The organism is Belliella marina, assembly GCF_042682445.1.
Classification (GTDB): domain Bacteria; phylum Bacteroidota; class Bacteroidia; order Cytophagales; family Cyclobacteriaceae; genus Belliella; species Belliella marina.
The window spans coordinates 60,073-74,449 of sequence record NZ_JBHUHR010000006.1; the positions used below are offsets into that span (position 1 = coordinate 60,073).

The 14,377-nt window shown below is 40.4% G+C and carries 10 protein-coding genes; 5 read left to right on the forward strand and 5 right to left on the reverse strand.

Features of this window, described 5'->3' with window-relative positions:
* Positions 1–553 precede the first annotated feature (553 nt).
* From ACFSKL_RS02995 to ACFSKL_RS03015, 5 genes are all read left to right on the forward strand, one after another.
* The gene (locus tag ACFSKL_RS02995; RefSeq protein WP_376883419.1) at positions 554–2,026 is read left to right on the forward strand and encodes a pectate lyase; all 1,473 of its coding nucleotides are present in this window, start codon (positions 554–556) and stop codon (positions 2,024–2,026) included.
* Between the two features lie 152 nt (positions 2,027–2,178).
* A complete protein-coding gene (locus ACFSKL_RS03000) occupies positions 2,179–2,574 on the forward strand; it encodes a VOC family protein (protein WP_376883421.1) in 396 nt (131 codons plus the stop codon).
* 70 nt (positions 2,575–2,644) lie between these two features.
* Positions 2,645–4,024, forward strand: a complete 1,380-nt coding sequence (locus ACFSKL_RS03005) for a pectate lyase (protein ID WP_376883422.1) — start codon at positions 2,645–2,647, stop codon at positions 4,022–4,024.
* A 418-nt stretch (positions 4,025–4,442) separates the two neighbouring features.
* Positions 4,443–4,667, forward strand: coding sequence for a DoxX family protein (locus ACFSKL_RS03010; RefSeq protein WP_376883424.1), 225 nt, complete (start codon positions 4,443–4,445; stop codon positions 4,665–4,667).
* Positions 4,668–4,680: 13 nt separating this feature from the next.
* Positions 4,681–6,117 carry a DEAD/DEAH box helicase gene (locus tag ACFSKL_RS03015; protein ID WP_376883426.1) on the forward strand — a complete coding sequence of 479 codons (1,437 nt, stop codon included), beginning with the start codon at positions 4,681–4,683 and terminating at the stop codon, positions 6,115–6,117.
* Positions 6,118–6,254: 137 nt separating this feature from the next.
* Here ACFSKL_RS03015 and ACFSKL_RS03020 read toward each other — a convergent pair whose 3' ends face one another.
* The 5 genes from ACFSKL_RS03020 to ACFSKL_RS03040 all read right to left on the reverse strand — a co-directional run bounded on the left by ACFSKL_RS03020 (position 6,255) and on the right by ACFSKL_RS03040 (position 14,353).
* Positions 6,255–7,868: an ABC-F family ATP-binding cassette domain-containing protein gene (locus ACFSKL_RS03020; RefSeq protein ID WP_376883428.1), complete on the reverse strand. Its 1,614-nt coding sequence runs from the start codon at positions 7,866–7,868 to the stop codon at positions 6,255–6,257.
* A gap of 47 nt (positions 7,869–7,915) precedes the next feature.
* On the reverse strand, positions 7,916–8,929 hold the full coding sequence (locus ACFSKL_RS03025; protein WP_376883430.1) for a PAS domain S-box protein: 1,014 nt from the start codon (positions 8,927–8,929) through the stop codon (positions 7,916–7,918).
* 7 nt (positions 8,930–8,936) lie between these two features.
* Positions 8,937–9,356 carry a response regulator gene (locus ACFSKL_RS03030; protein WP_376883431.1) on the reverse strand — a complete coding sequence of 140 codons (420 nt, stop codon included), beginning with the start codon at positions 9,354–9,356 and terminating at the stop codon, positions 8,937–8,939.
* 287 nt (positions 9,357–9,643) lie between these two features.
* Positions 9,644–12,352, reverse strand: coding sequence for a PAS domain S-box protein (locus ACFSKL_RS03035; protein ID WP_376883432.1), 2,709 nt, complete (start codon positions 12,350–12,352; stop codon positions 9,644–9,646).
* 12 nt (positions 12,353–12,364) lie between these two features.
* Complete coding sequence (locus ACFSKL_RS03040; protein WP_376883433.1) at positions 12,365–14,353, reverse strand: ATP-binding protein; 1,989 nt, start codon at positions 14,351–14,353, stop codon at positions 12,365–12,367.
* Between the last annotated feature and the right edge of the window lie 24 nt (positions 14,354–14,377).

The window sequence follows — 14,377 nt, forward strand, 5'->3', positions numbered from 1 at the left end:
GAGGTATTTAAGAGAATTGAAAACAAAAGAAAAACAATAAAAAAATTGTCAACTAATTTCAGGACGTGACACTTGTCTTGATGAAAATCAAGGATACAAGAAATTTAGGTTCTGAAAAACCCCGAAAGGGGTTAAACCTTGATTAACCCCGGGTTGCAACCCGGGGTTCAAAGGAAATGATGGTACCAACAACCACGAAGTGCCTGCCTGGCGTCAGACAGGGTTGAATCTCTTCATTTGAAAGGAAAAAAGTGTCAAGCTTTAGGGGTAGATGCTAGATGTGAGACAAAAGATACAAGACCATTGAAATAAAGTAGAAATACGATAGAAATAAATTGAAATACACTGTCTCGAATATTTTTGATCCATTATTCGGAGTTCAAAATTCTAAATTAAAAAATGTCAAACACTGAATGTCAAATTTCGAATCACGAAGTATAGGATAGAGAAATGATGTGTTTTTCTGTCGTGCGTCAGCCAATCCCTATAAATCGGAACAAGTTCCTTCAACCTTCCAACTTTAAAACCTTATAACCTTCAACGAATCTCTATAATGAAAAACTTAAATTTATTTTCTCTTTTGCTTATTTTCTCTCTTTTTTGCTTCGCTTGTTCAGACAAAGCCGACATAGATCCAGTAATTGAAGATGAAGAACTACCTTCTGGATTCAATCCCGTTGAGGAGGAAGCGTTTGCTTTTCCTGGAGCAGAGGGATTTGGAAAAGTGGCAACAGGTGGGCGTGGCGGTAATGTGATCAAGGTGACCAACTTGAATGATTCCGGGGCCGGAAGTTTTCGGCAGGCAATCATCACTCCAGGTGCAAGGATTATTGTCTTTGAAGTTTCCGGAAATATTGAATTGGCAAGTAATATTGTAATAGGGACAGGAAATGTAACTGTAGCTGGTCAAACAGCACCTGGAGACGGGATCACCCTAAAAAACCATTCACTCATAGTCAATGCAGATAATGTGATCATCAGGTATATGAGGTTTAGAATGGGCGATGAAGGAGCTGCGGAAGCTGATGCCCTCGAAGGAAGATACAAAAAGAACATCATCATAGACCATTGCTCTATGTCTTGGTCGACAGATGAAACAGCCTCGTTTTATGGAAATGAAAATTTCACCATGCAATGGTGTATTTTGTCCGAAAGCTTGACACTATCTGTGCATGAAAAAGGGAAGCATGGCTATGGAGGGATTTGGGGCGGCAAGAATGCTTCTTTCCACCACAACTTATTGGCACATCATGACAACAGAAACCCAAGGTTTGACCACCCAGGAGTATACAATGCTACAAATTCAGTAGAGAACCTAAGAGGTGTGGTAGATTTCAGAAACAATGTAATCTACAACTGGGGTACGGATGCCGCATATGGCGGGGAAGCTGGAACTTTCAATTTGGTCAATAACTTCTTCAAGCCCGGGCCTGCAAGCAAAAATAAAAGCATGTTTTTGAATGCCTACAAGCAGGCATCCAACAGTGCGCCGGTTTATGGATATGGGAAGTTTTTTGTGGAAGGAAATAAACTGGATGGAAGAGATGATATTAGTGCCGACAATTGGCTTGGAGTCGTTGCCAAACAGGGAAGTGCGACAGATAAAGCGAATATGAAATTGGATTCTCCACTCGATTTTGGCACGTATGGTTTTGTACACAATGCAGTCCAAGCTTACGAAAAAGTCCTGGAATTCGGAGGTGCGAGTTACAAAAGGGATCTTGTTGACCTTCGGGTTTTGGCTGATGTGAAAAACGGTAGCTTTACAGCTGAAGGATCCAGGGGAAGTACCAATGGCCTGATAGATTCACAGCAGGATGTAGGGGGGTGGCCTATGTTGAATTCACTGCCCGCACATTTGGATACAGACAATGATGGCATGCCTGACGATTGGGAAAAAGCCAATGGCTTGGATCCAAATAAAAACGATGCCAAAGAAAGAAACCTGAGTACAGCCTATGACAATATTGAAGTATACATCAATAGCTTGGTCAAAGATATCACGCAAGGGCAGTATGGGAATTAGTTCGTTGGTTATTGGCTGATTATGCAATTGGTGATATTGAATGATATCTTCTTTATGAAGTATAGTTATTTGTTGCGATAGGTTGTTCCAATAGCAATGCTGATGGCTAACTTTAGCAACAGAAAACCTGTATCCATTATAAAACTATAAATATGAAATTTGAACACTTCGCAATAAATGTTACCCAGCCATTGGAAATGGCGGAATGGTATGTTGACAATCTGGGATTGAAAATCGTCAAACAAATGGAAGAGTCTCCCTACATGACATTCCTTGCCGATGACAGTGGAATGATCATGCTGGAAATCTATAGCAATCCTAAGGGTGCAATTTTGGATTTTGAAAAACAGCATCCATTGGTTGTCCATTTGGCATTTGTATCTGAAAACCCAACGGAGGACAAAGAAAAATTGTTGGCTCAGGGGGCAACAGAAGTTTCTGATGATGTCTTGGAGGATGGATCACACTTGGTCATGCTGAGAGACCCTTGGGGATTTTCGATCCAATTCTGCAAAAGAGCGTTTCCGATGTTGAAAAGCGCCAACTGAGCACCTCTAGCAATTGAAGTTCGATTTCAAATTATTGAAAGCCAAGGTTTTCAAGCAAACTAGCATTTCCATGAAAAATATACTTATCACCTTTAGTTTATTATCCTTTACCATCGCTTGTAAAGCACAGGTTGTCGTACAAAATACGGATAGTGAAGTTAGTCAGCAAGATCAAACCTTGGCATTTCCGGGAGCTGATGGTTTTGGGAAATTCACTACAGGAGGAAGGGGAGGTGAGGTGTATATCGTGACTTCCCTTGCTGATGATGGCCCAGGAAGTCTGCGGGAAGCGATCAGAAAAAAAGGACCGAGAACTATCGTATTCGCCGTTTCGGGAAATATTGAGCTAAAATCAGCCTTGGATATCAACAATGGGGATTTGACAATCGTCGGTCAGACTGCTCCCGGAGATGGGATCACCATCCAAAACTACCCGATCAAAATCAAGGGAGACAATGTCATTATAAGGTTTATCAGAAGTAGGCTGGGAGACTTGTATGATGTTCAGGATGATGCTATGAGTGCCATCCGTAATAAGGACATCATCATAGATCATTGTTCTTTGAGCTGGGCAACGGACGAATGTGGATCGTTTTATGACAATGAAAATTTCACATTGCAGTGGTCGATTATTTCCGAAAGCCTAAACGAATCAGTCCATGCCAAGGGAGATCATGGTTACGGTGGTATTTGGGGAGGCAAAAAAGCTACTTTCCACCATAATTTACTATCGAACCATAACAGTAGGCTTCCTAGGTTTAATGGCTCTAGGTACCACAAGGAACCCGAGTTGGAAATTGTGGATTTCAGGAACAATGTTCTTTACAATTGGAAGAGCAATAGCTCTTATGCCGGCGAGGAAGGCAAGCATAACATAGTGGGCAATTACTACAAATTTGGACCAGCAACACGATCCAATAAATTTAGGATTATAGAGCCATACAAGCCATACGGCACCTTTTTTTTGGAAGGTAATTATGTTTACGGATCTGAGAAGACCAGCGAAAACAACTTAAATGGTATTGATGGGGTAGCCGCTGAGATTGTTGCAGTTATTACTCCCTACGAATCCCTTTTGGCATTTGAAGAGTCGGCGCAATCTGCATTTGAATCTGTTTTGGGTTTTGCGGGAGCGAGTTATAGAAGAGATGCCGTTGATCTGAGGTTGGTGGAAGAAGCCAAGCAAGGTGAAAGCAACAGGGGCAAAAATTCAGATGGGATCATTGACTCCCAGAAGGATGTCGGCTCTTGGCCCGTCTTGCAAAAAGGGGAGGCGATGGTGGATACCGACCAAGATGGCATGCCTGATCTGTGGGAAGTAGAAAATGGACTTGATCCAAACGATCCATCCAATGCAAATTCCTATGACTTAGATTCCAAGTATACGAACCTGGAGGTGTACTTCAATGGTTTGGTAAACCACCTATATCCCAAAGGAGTGATAAAGTGATGGCATAAAAATCCAAAATACATAAACAACCTGTCCAATCGACATGGAAATATTACTTTTAGCACAAAATCTCGCATTCCCTTGGCATCTGTCCCCACAGACCAAAAGCATTACCTTGGTATGTGTCCTCATAGACTAAAAGAGATCGGCCTAAAATGGGAATCCAATTCCGAGATTGCTAAAAGCGATTTTCCTGTTATTTACAGAGTTTTGGGGCTGATTATTGCTTATGTGATAGTATTGTGATACATTTAGTCTCATATTACAGATTGATTACCAAATAGCAGAGCAATTTTACATGTATTCATTTTTTCTATATTTAATGAGTGGATTATATGTTTTTGCTGGAGTGATGCATTTTGTGAAACCAAAAATGTATCTCCGAATAATACCCCCATACATACCCTTTCCGAAACTGATGAATAAATTGGCAGGAGCCTTTGAAATTCTTTTTGGAATAGGTTTGTTGTCAGAATTGACAAGGCATTATGCTGCGTTTGGGATAATTATTTTATTGATTGCGGTATTTCCTGCCAATCTTTATATGTATCAGAAAGGGGCAAAGGGAATTCCCAAATGGGTACTGTTGCTTCGGCTTCCCCTGCAATTTGGTTTGATTGCATGGGCTTATTTATATACTTAAAATCACAAAAGTTTTGAATTTCAATAGTTTTAATTTTGAGGCGTCACTACAAGAAGGACTTGACGCCATGGGTTTTGAAAAGCCAACCCCAGTTCAAGAAATGGCAATCCCTATCATTTTGGAGGGAAAGGATATCATCGCCTGTGCCCAGACAGGAACAGGAAAGACGGCAGCATTTATTTTGCCGGTATTGAATAAGATTGCAAAATCAGGGGAAAGCAAGCTGAATACTTTGGTATTGGCCCCTACCAGGGAATTGGCTATACAAATAGATCAGCAAATCCAAGGGTTTGCATATTTCCTGGGGATCAGTTCTATCTCAATCTATGGTGGTGGTGATGGTTTGGTATGGGAACAGCAGAAAAGGGCACTCGAACAAGGTGCGGAAATTGTAGTCGCTACCCCAGGTAGGTTGATTGCACTGCTTGCAGGCGGGAAAATCGACTTGGCAAGTTTGCAGCATTTGATTTTGGATGAGGCTGATAGGATGCTCGACATGGGATTTTCCGAAGACTTGTTGACCATTGTCAATTATTTGCCTAAGAATAGACAGACAATATTATTCTCTGCCACAATGCCTCCAAAGATCAGGCAGTTTTCCAAAAAACTCTTGAACAATCCGGAAGAGGTAAGTTTGTCATTGGGGAAAACAGCGGAAGGTGTAACCCAATCTGCATATTTGGCTTACGATTCCCAGAAAGAGGATTTGGTAAAACATATCCTGAGACAAAAAGAATATGAGGCTGTCATCATTTTTGCATCAACAAAAGACAAGGTAAAAAGCCTCTTCAAGGTTTTGAAAAAAGAATTTGAAGTGGAAGCTTTCCATTCGGATCTAGAGCAGGTTGAGCGTGAACAGATCATGTCAAGGTTCAAGAATAGGGCTTTGAGGATTTTGGTCGGGACGGATATCATCTCAAGGGGAATTGACGTCGTGGGTATTGAGTTGGTGATCAACTTTGATACTCCAAATGATCCAGAGGATTATGTCCATAGGGTAGGCCGTACAGCAAGGGCTGATAGCAAAGGTGAAGCCATTACTTTTGTCAATGACAAGGACAAATTCAAGTTCAACAGAATAGAAAGTCTAATAGGAATGGAAATCGAAAAGATACCATTGCCCGAAGGGTTTGAATCTGGCCCTTCTTATTCCGGTTCCAAAGGAAGCGATTCTAAGCCAAAGAAAAATTTCGGAAACGAAAGCAATAGGAATTCAGGTTCGGGGAAGAAATTCTCTAACAAACCAAAAACCAATGATTCGGCCAACAGACCGAGAAGGCAGCGGGAAAATAGTGAGATATCAAAGGAGGTACAAAAAGAAACACCACGTCCCGCATCAGAAAACAAATCGATCAAACCGAGAGTCAATCCTGTCATAGAACAGAGTCCGGAATTTGACAAAAAACCAAAGGAATCTAAGTTTGGCTCGAGAAAAAATGTGATCGACTAAGCCATTTATTTAGATTGCCAATAAGAAAAAACCCTTCGAAGGTTTTCAATCCTCGAAGGGTTCTGTGGTTTGCTTTTATGATTTTTTACAGTTTTGCCAGACGACAGAAAACTGTCGATTGATTGGCTAAAACAGCATCAAGAATACATTTCGGCTCTCAAAGCTTTGATTTCAGCACTTTCCAAGTAGTCATCAAATGGCATCCTTCTGTCGATAGTACCTTTTGGGGTAAATTCAATAATCCTGTTGGCAGAAGATTGAACGAAGGCATGATCATAGGAAGTCATCAGAACAGTTCCGTTAAAATCTATGATTGCGTTGTTGAATGCGGTGATGGATTCCAAATCCAAGTGGTTGGTTGGCTCATCCATAACCAGTAAGTTCGGGTTTTGAAGCATCATCTTGGAGACCATACAACGAACTTTTTCTCCTCCGGATAGAACCGAACATTTCTTCAAAGACTCTTCACCTGTGAAAAGCATCCTTCCCAAAAATGTGCGGACATGTGCCTCTTCTTGGTTGGATGAATATTGTCTCAGCCAATCGATCAAACTCAAATCGGATTTGAAAAACTTGGAGTTGTCATTTGGCAAATATGCTTTGTTGATTGTTACTCCCCATTTGAAAGTTCCTTTTTGGGTAGGGATTTCTTCCATGATCGTCTGGAAGAATTTGGTGACAGCCTGTTTGGTTTTTGAGATAAAGGCAATTTTATCCCCTTTGTCCACCATCAGGTTGACATCTGTAAAATAAACTGCGTTTTCATCTTTCAACTCCAAGCTTTCAGACATAAAAACCTGGTCTCCAGCTTCCCTTTCAGGTTTGAAGATGATACCCGGATATTTTCTGGTAGACGGTTGGATATCGTCCACGTTGAGTTTTTCCAACATCTTCTTTCTCGCAGTTGCCTGCTTAGATTTGGCAACGTTGGCAGAGAATCGCATGATAAATTCCTGCAATTCTTTTCTTTTTTCTTCGGTTTTCTTGTTCTGATCAGATTTTTGCTTGGCGGCAAGTTGTGAAGATTCGTACCAGAAGGTATAGTTACCTGAATATATTTTGATCTTGCTGAAATCTATATCTACAATGTGCGTAGATACCGCATCCAGGAAATGCCTATCATGGGAAACTACGATTACCAAGTTTTTGAAATTCACCAAGAAATCTTCCAACCAATTGATGGTTTCAGCATCCAGGTCATTGGTAGGTTCATCGAGAATCAGAATGTCTGGATTTCCGAATAATGCCTGGGCCAATAATACCCTTACTTTTTGGTTACCGGCCAATTCTTTCATCTGCATGTAATGCATGTCTTCAGAAATACCAAGACCGGAGAGCATGGATGCAGCATCTGACTCCGCATTCCATCCATCCATTTCAGCAAATTCAGCTTCCAATTCAGAAGCCCTGATTCCATCCGCTTCGGTGAAATCTTCCTTCATGTATATCGCATCTTTTTCAGACATGATTTCATAAAGCTTCTTATGGCCCATGATGACTGCTTTCAACACTTCCACTTCGTCAAATTCAAAGTGGTTTTGATTTAGCACCGCCATTCTTTGTCCCGGCGTTACATTGACTATACCCGAGGTACTGTCTATTTCACCTGATAGAATTTTAAGGAAGGTTGATTTTCCCGCTCCATTTGCCCCAATTACACCATAGCAGTTGCCTGGGGTGAATTTAAGGTTAACATCTTCGAAAAGTGTTCTTTTACCAAATTTGAGCGAAAGGTTGTCTACTGAAATCATGAATTGCTATTTTTTGAAGGTGCAAAGATAAGCATTAATGTGATTGATCACAGGATTTCATCAATATTGATCTGTTCCGCTTTGTTGGTGATGTTTCTGATGATATTATCCAATTCATTGGTTGAGGTGACGATTTGCTTCAGAATCTCTGATTTAGGGAAATCTGCATCTTCATTTTCCATGGAGAGAAGGTTGACCAGTCCCATCAACCTCGCCAACGGAGCCCTTACGACATGGGATTGAATCCATGCAATTTCCTTCAATTTAGCATTTTGGGTTTCTATGGCGTCTATATATTGATATTTCAACGTGACATCATTAGCCAATACCAGAAAGGCCTTCTGTCCTTTGAAATCTATTTGGTTATAGCTGATCTCCACATGGATCATTTCACCATTCTTTTTGAAATGTTGGAAGGTGCCCGGCGTGTTGATCTCTTTGCCTTCTACATTTTTTGAGATAATGTCAAGGGCTCTCTGTTTTTCGTGGTCTGGCCTGATATCCAAGACGGTCATGTTGAGAAATTCCTCTTTCGTATAACCATAGTGGGATATGGCAGTCCTATTGACATCCAAAAACCGGTACGTGTTTTTGTCAAAAACGTACATGGGCAGTGGGCTTAGGTGGAAGAGTTCCCTGTATCGCTTTTCTGAGTCTTCCAATTGGTTGAAAACCTTTTTTCTTTCAATGGCATAGATGATGCTTTTTTGGAGTATGTCTGGTTGCATCTCATCTTTCAACAAATAATCAGCTGTCCCCAAGCTGATAGATTTGATGGCGAAATTCTTGTCCGAATACCCAGTAAGGACAATTACAGGGATGTTTTCTGCTTTTTTGAGAATGTCATTGACCAAATTCTCACCGTCCTTGTCCGGTAAGCTCAAATCCAGCAAGATCACATCGTAATGGGATGGTTTTTTGTCCAGAAAATCCCGATAGGTTTTGGCCCGATCAATCCTCAGGTTTTTGAATACCTCCTCCAAATATTCAGAAATGAGAATAAAATCCCCCAAATTGTCTTCTATGATGAGTATGTTTTTTGAACTCTGGGCTTCAGTCATAAACAATCTAATTGTGGGTGGGAAGTTTGACGAGTGACAACCAAAAATCTTCAATCTGAGAGATGACTTTAAGAAATTCAATGCCTCCTACTGGTTTGGTTATATAACAATTTGCATGTTCCCTGTAGGATTTTTGGATATCTTTTGGTGTGGAAGAAGTAGTCAGCATGATGACGGGTATCTGCTTTATTTCCTCAGACTGTTTGATATGCTTCAATACCTCATGGCCATTTTTCTTTGGCAGATTGATGTCTAGTATGATGATGTCCGGTTTCTGGCCAATGTCTTTGTCCAGAAAAAGTATTGCATCATGGCCATTTTTGATTACCTGGAGCTCATAGGGGATTCTGCCTTCTTCCAAAGCCTCTTTGATCAACAAAATATCTCCATCGTTGTCTTCGACTAATAAGATCTGTATTTTTTTCATACTTGAATAATAGATTAGAGATATGTGTTGGTGTAATAAGAGGGTAGAATTATCGGAAATCTCATTCAATGATGTTTGCGTTTTTGTTGTTTTCCGGTTTCCATTTCGAATTCAATCAGAACCAGAATTTTTTGGTTTTGACCAAATGTGCTTTATCCAAATTGGAAAACGGTTTTGTAAAAGAGCGAATTGTTCCTTTGGATTATTCGTTAAGACTAAATATACTAAAAATGTTTTTCTAACCACTTATCCGAATATGATTTTCAGCGAAATTGGACAATTGGAAATCATTTTTTGATGGTAAAAACAAACTTGCTTCCCAATCCTTCTTCTGACTCTATATGTATGGAACCACCAGATTTTTCTATTATTTTTTTACAGATTGCCAATCCTATACCAGTGCCTGAGTATTCATCTTTTTGGTGCAGTCGCTTGAATATTTCAAACACTTTGGTTTGATACTCCTTGGGAATACCTATTCCGTTATCTTCGATTGCAATTTCCCAAAAACCTTCCAGATCTCTGCCTGTAACGAGTATTTTGGGAATTGAACCTGGAAATTGATATTTCAATGCATTGGTGATAAGGTTCTGCAACACCTGCATCAAAGGCCCTTTTTCAAAATAGACTTTGGGAAGATTTTCCCAACTGAGTATCGCCCCCAAATCATCCAAAGTGTCCTGGTTAATCAATTTGATCTCCAACATCAATTCGTTTAGATCTATTTTTTCCATTGGATTATCATTTTTCCCAATGCGTGAAAACTCCAGTAAATCCAAAATGATCTGTCTCATCCTGACTGCCCCATCAGTGGCATAATGGAGGTATTGCAATCCCTTTGTATCCAAGGTGTTTGAATATTTTCTTTCAAGCTGACTGAGGAAACTGGTCACCATTCTCAGGGGTTCTTGCATGTCGTGGGAGGCTATGAATGCAAACTGTTCCAATTCGGCATTGGATTCAGCCAATTCTTTGGCTTTTTTCGCCAATGTGTCATTGAGTTCGAGCATTTGTTCCTCGGCAGCTTTTCTGTCGGTAATGTCCCTGAAATAAACTGACAAACCTTCATCGGATGGGAAAGCACTGATCTCGTACCAAGATTTCAATGGAGGGAAAAATTCTTCAAACCTGACTGGTTTGTTTTTCTTTTTTGCTTCGGCAAAGTAAGGGTGGAATTTGAGTGTTATGGCTTCTGGAAACATCTCCCATATATTTTTGCCCAAAAGTTCCTCCCTCTTTTTGCCAAGTAGGACTTCCGCTTCATGGTTCCAATAAGTGATGGTTGCCTCATTGTCTATTGCATAAAACCCATCTTGTATGCTTTCCAAGGTATCGGAAACTTTCTTGTTTGATATTCTGATGGCTTCTTCCTGTTGCTTTTTCTCTGTGATGTCTTTGGCGATTCCAAACATCAGCTTTTCTTCCAATATCGGTGTGGATGTCCAAGCCAGCCAGACATATTCTCCAGATTTGCTTAAATATCTATTCTCAAAATAGGAAATAGATTTGCCCGAGTCTAAGGTGTCTACAGAGTTTTTGGTTTTCACCTTGTCATCAGGATGTGTGAATTCATAATAATTTTTTTTCAGCAATTCTTCTTCAGTATAGCCCAAAGTCTTGTAAAAAGATTTGTTGACTTTCTTGAAATACCCATCGAATCCTGCGATACAAAGCAGGTCTGGAGACAATTCAAAGAACATATTGAGTTCATATTCTGCTCTTTTTCTTTTGATCATGGATCCCAGCTGTACAAGAAAATCGCTGTCGAGTACGGGGATGTCTTGAAAATCAACATTTCGATCTATACTCGAAAGGATGATTCCAGCAATAAATTTACCATTGAAAGTTATGGGGTAAGCCATAGCTGATCTGATGTTGTTATCATGGATAAAGGGACTGCTGGCGATATTTTGGTAATTCCTGAGGTCTTTTATAAAGATGGGCTCATTGCTTTTGAATAATTCGGTTATCAGACCAACTTTTTCGTCATTTGATCTGATTTCTTTTTTTGGTTGGATATAATCCGGTCCTTCGTGGGCAGCAAGGACTATGTTGTTGGAGTCCAAACTTTGGAGCCAAGCTTCGGCATAGTCAAGGCCAGAATATTTCAAAAACAATCCCAATGATTTTTTGATGGAGCTTTCGAGATTCAGCTCTTCGGAAAACACTTTGTTGATGGCAACTCTTAAACTATTGTTGCGTTCCTCTTTTTTCTTATGGGTGATATCTGTCATGATGCCCCTCAGCAGGCTCGGCTTTCCTTTTTCTAAAATGACACTCACTACATCATTCAGCCAGACCACAGTACCGTCTTTGGCAATAAACCTGTACTCAAAATTGTGGTTTGAGCCTTGCTGGACCTGGCTTGAACAAAAGTTGATTGTATTTTCCCGGTCGTAGGGATGGATTCTGGATTCCCAAAACCCCTCTGCTTTCCACTCTTCCGGATGGTAGCCGAGAAGCTTGTAAGATTGGGGACTGACATAAGTGAATATGAGTGGATTGACCTCAGCTTCCCAAAATATCCCATCAATAGACGTGATCAGGTCATGGAGTTTTTTGCTTGTGCTGAAAAGGGCTTTTTCGGCTTCCATTGCCATGGAGATATTTTCGGTTGTGTGCAAAATGTGCGTCAACTCATTTTGTTCATTGAAAATTGGCGTGAAAAGTGGATCCCAATACCTGACTTCAAATTGGTCTGTCCCTCTTATTGGGATATCATATTTTTGGATGGGTGCACGATAGGGAGCTTTTGTTTCCAGTACGGTTTTGATGGCCTTGAGTATTTTGTCCAAGGCTTCGGAACTCTCATTTGGGTTTTGTGGAAAAGCCTCGAAAAGACCCTTGCCGATCAAGTCACTAGGTGCCCCATTTATAATTTTGTAGTATGCATCGTTGGCTTCCAGCAATGTGAAGATAGGATCATTCGCCAATATCAATAGCGAGGGTAGGGGTGAAGCATCAAATAGCTTTTTAATCAGCAGGTTATCGGTCATTTGAAGATTGGTTTAGTTCTTTTTAGGCAAGGAAAAGAAGAAAGTGCTCCCTTCCCCGTACTTGGATTCTACCCAGATTTTACCGTCATATTTCTCAAGGATTTTTTTGCAGATGGAGAGTCCCATACCTGATCCATCGTATTGGTCTTTGGGATGTAGTTTTTGAAAAAGGATAAATATTTTGTCCAAATAATCAGGCTCTATGCCTATCCCATTATCCGAGATGGAGAATATCCAATTATCCCGGTCCTCGATATAACCAATGTTTACTTCAGGACTTTCTTCGGTTTTGTGGTACTTGAGTGCATTGCTGATTAAGTTTTGGAATATTTGATGTGCTGGCGTTTTTTCTATCCTTATTGTAGGCATTTCAGACCAGTGGATTTTTGCATTTTTTTCTTTTATGATCCTCCTGTACAAGATGACTATGTTCTTCAGCACTTGGTCTATCTGAATATCTTCAACTTTTTCGTCATAATTCCCAATTCTTGAATATTCCAGGAGATTTAAGATAATCTGGCGCATCCTTTTTGCCCCATCGGTGGCGTAGAAAATGTACTTTTGTCCTTTTTCATCGAGGACATGGTTGTATTTCACCTCCAATTGATTCAGAAAACCAGTGATCATTCGCAGGGGCTCCTGCAGGTCATGGGAAGCGCAATAGGCAAACTGTTCGAGTTCGGTATTGGAGATTTCCAATTCTCGTGCCCTTTCAGCCAGTTGCATGCTTACCTGAATCAACTCGTTTTCAGATATTTTTCTTTTGGTGATATCTTTAGTAGCCCCAATCATTCTGGTAGGATTCCCAATTTGGTCACGGATGATTAAGCCTTTGTCCAAGACGTATGCGTAGTCACCATTTTTCTTTTTGAAGCGAAATTCACACTCCCAGTATTCTTCCATACTCTTTCGGACCTCAGCGAACTCATTTTCAACCCGAACCCTATCGTCTGGATGGACGTGGTTTATCCAGAACTCAATTGTTGAATTATTTTTGTCAACTGTATACCCAAACAATTTTTCGAAATTGTCAGATCTGTATACATTTCCTGTTTTGACTTCCAGATCCCAAATCGCCTCCGAAGTTGCCTTGGCTGCAAGTTCAAATCGGGTATTGCTTTCCTTCAGTTCACTTGTTTTCAAATCCAACTGCTTTTGTAATATGGAGGGCATTTTGGTCAAATAATAGGCCAGAACCCCAAGAAAAGCTGACAGAACGATCCTTAGGATTAGAAATGGCATGACCTCCTTCAAAGCAGTAGACTCCTTTAGTTGTACAGAGAGCTTCCAATCCCCTTCTTTCAAGATCGTCTCGTTTTTGTATCCAGTGAGTGGTTTGGCAGGAAGTGGGAGGAAAAAAACTTCTTTTTTGTCTGTCAGGTTGATTTTGGAGATTTGTATGTGAAATGGGTTTTGTTCTGACAGTTTGATATCTGCAATTTCCAAGATTGCATCGAATTTGATAATGACAGCGGAAAAACCCCAGAATTCCCCGTTTTTAAAAATAGGATTTCTACCTACAACACCTATACCACCTTGTTTTAAGGTCATTGGGCCGGCAAAATAGAGCTGTTTTCTTTCAATTGCCAGCAGTGCTTCTTCCCTAGTCTCAGGGTTGTCCAAGATATTGTATCCGATTACCGATTGGTTGCCCTCCAGGGGATAGGTGAATTTGATCGTACCTCCTTCGACTAATTGGATGGCATCGATGAAGGTGTTTTCATTGATCAGTTCAGCTGCGATAATGTCAAAATCATTGTCGATACCATATGTATTTTCAATGTATTCTATGACCCTGGTAGTTGAGATGCTATTGCTTAGTGCATCGGAGATTTGTTTTTGTATTAGGTTCAATTGATCGTTCACCCGCTGGCTTTCTTTGTTGAGTTTGAGGTCATAGTCCTTCACTGTAAAGTACTGTAATCCTGTAATCAAGATGAATACAAGTGTTCCCGATATAACAGGGTATTTTAAGAATAAACTCTCTTTTTTTTGGGGCATTTACTTTCGGTTATAAAGGTTCTG

Excerpts from the sequence above, each read along its gene's own strand:
- ACFSKL_RS02995 (WP_376883419.1), top strand. The coding sequence starts at position 554 with ATGAAAAACTTAAATTTATTTTCTCTTTTGCTTATTTTCTCTCTTTTT.
- ACFSKL_RS03000 (WP_376883421.1), top strand. The coding sequence starts at position 2,179 with ATGAAATTTGAACACTTCGCAATAAATGTTACCCAGCCATTGGAAATG.
- ACFSKL_RS03005 (WP_376883422.1), top strand. The coding sequence starts at position 2,645 with ATGAAAAATATACTTATCACCTTTAGTTTATTATCCTTTACCATCGCT.
- ACFSKL_RS03010 (WP_376883424.1), top strand. The coding sequence starts at position 4,443 with ATGAATAAATTGGCAGGAGCCTTTGAAATTCTTTTTGGAATAGGTTTG.
- ACFSKL_RS03020 (WP_376883428.1), bottom strand. The coding sequence starts at position 7,868 with ATGATTTCAGTAGACAACCTTTCGCTCAAATTTGGTAAAAGAACACTT.
- ACFSKL_RS03025 (WP_376883430.1), bottom strand. The coding sequence starts at position 8,929 with ATGACTGAAGCCCAGAGTTCAAAAAACATACTCATCATAGAAGACAAT.
- ACFSKL_RS03030 (WP_376883431.1), bottom strand. The coding sequence starts at position 9,356 with ATGAAAAAAATACAGATCTTATTAGTCGAAGACAACGATGGAGATATT.
- ACFSKL_RS03035 (WP_376883432.1), bottom strand. The coding sequence starts at position 12,352 with ATGACCGATAACCTGCTGATTAAAAAGCTATTTGATGCTTCACCCCTA.
- ACFSKL_RS03040 (WP_376883433.1), bottom strand. The coding sequence starts at position 14,353 with ATGCCCCAAAAAAAAGAGAGTTTATTCTTAAAATACCCTGTTATATCG.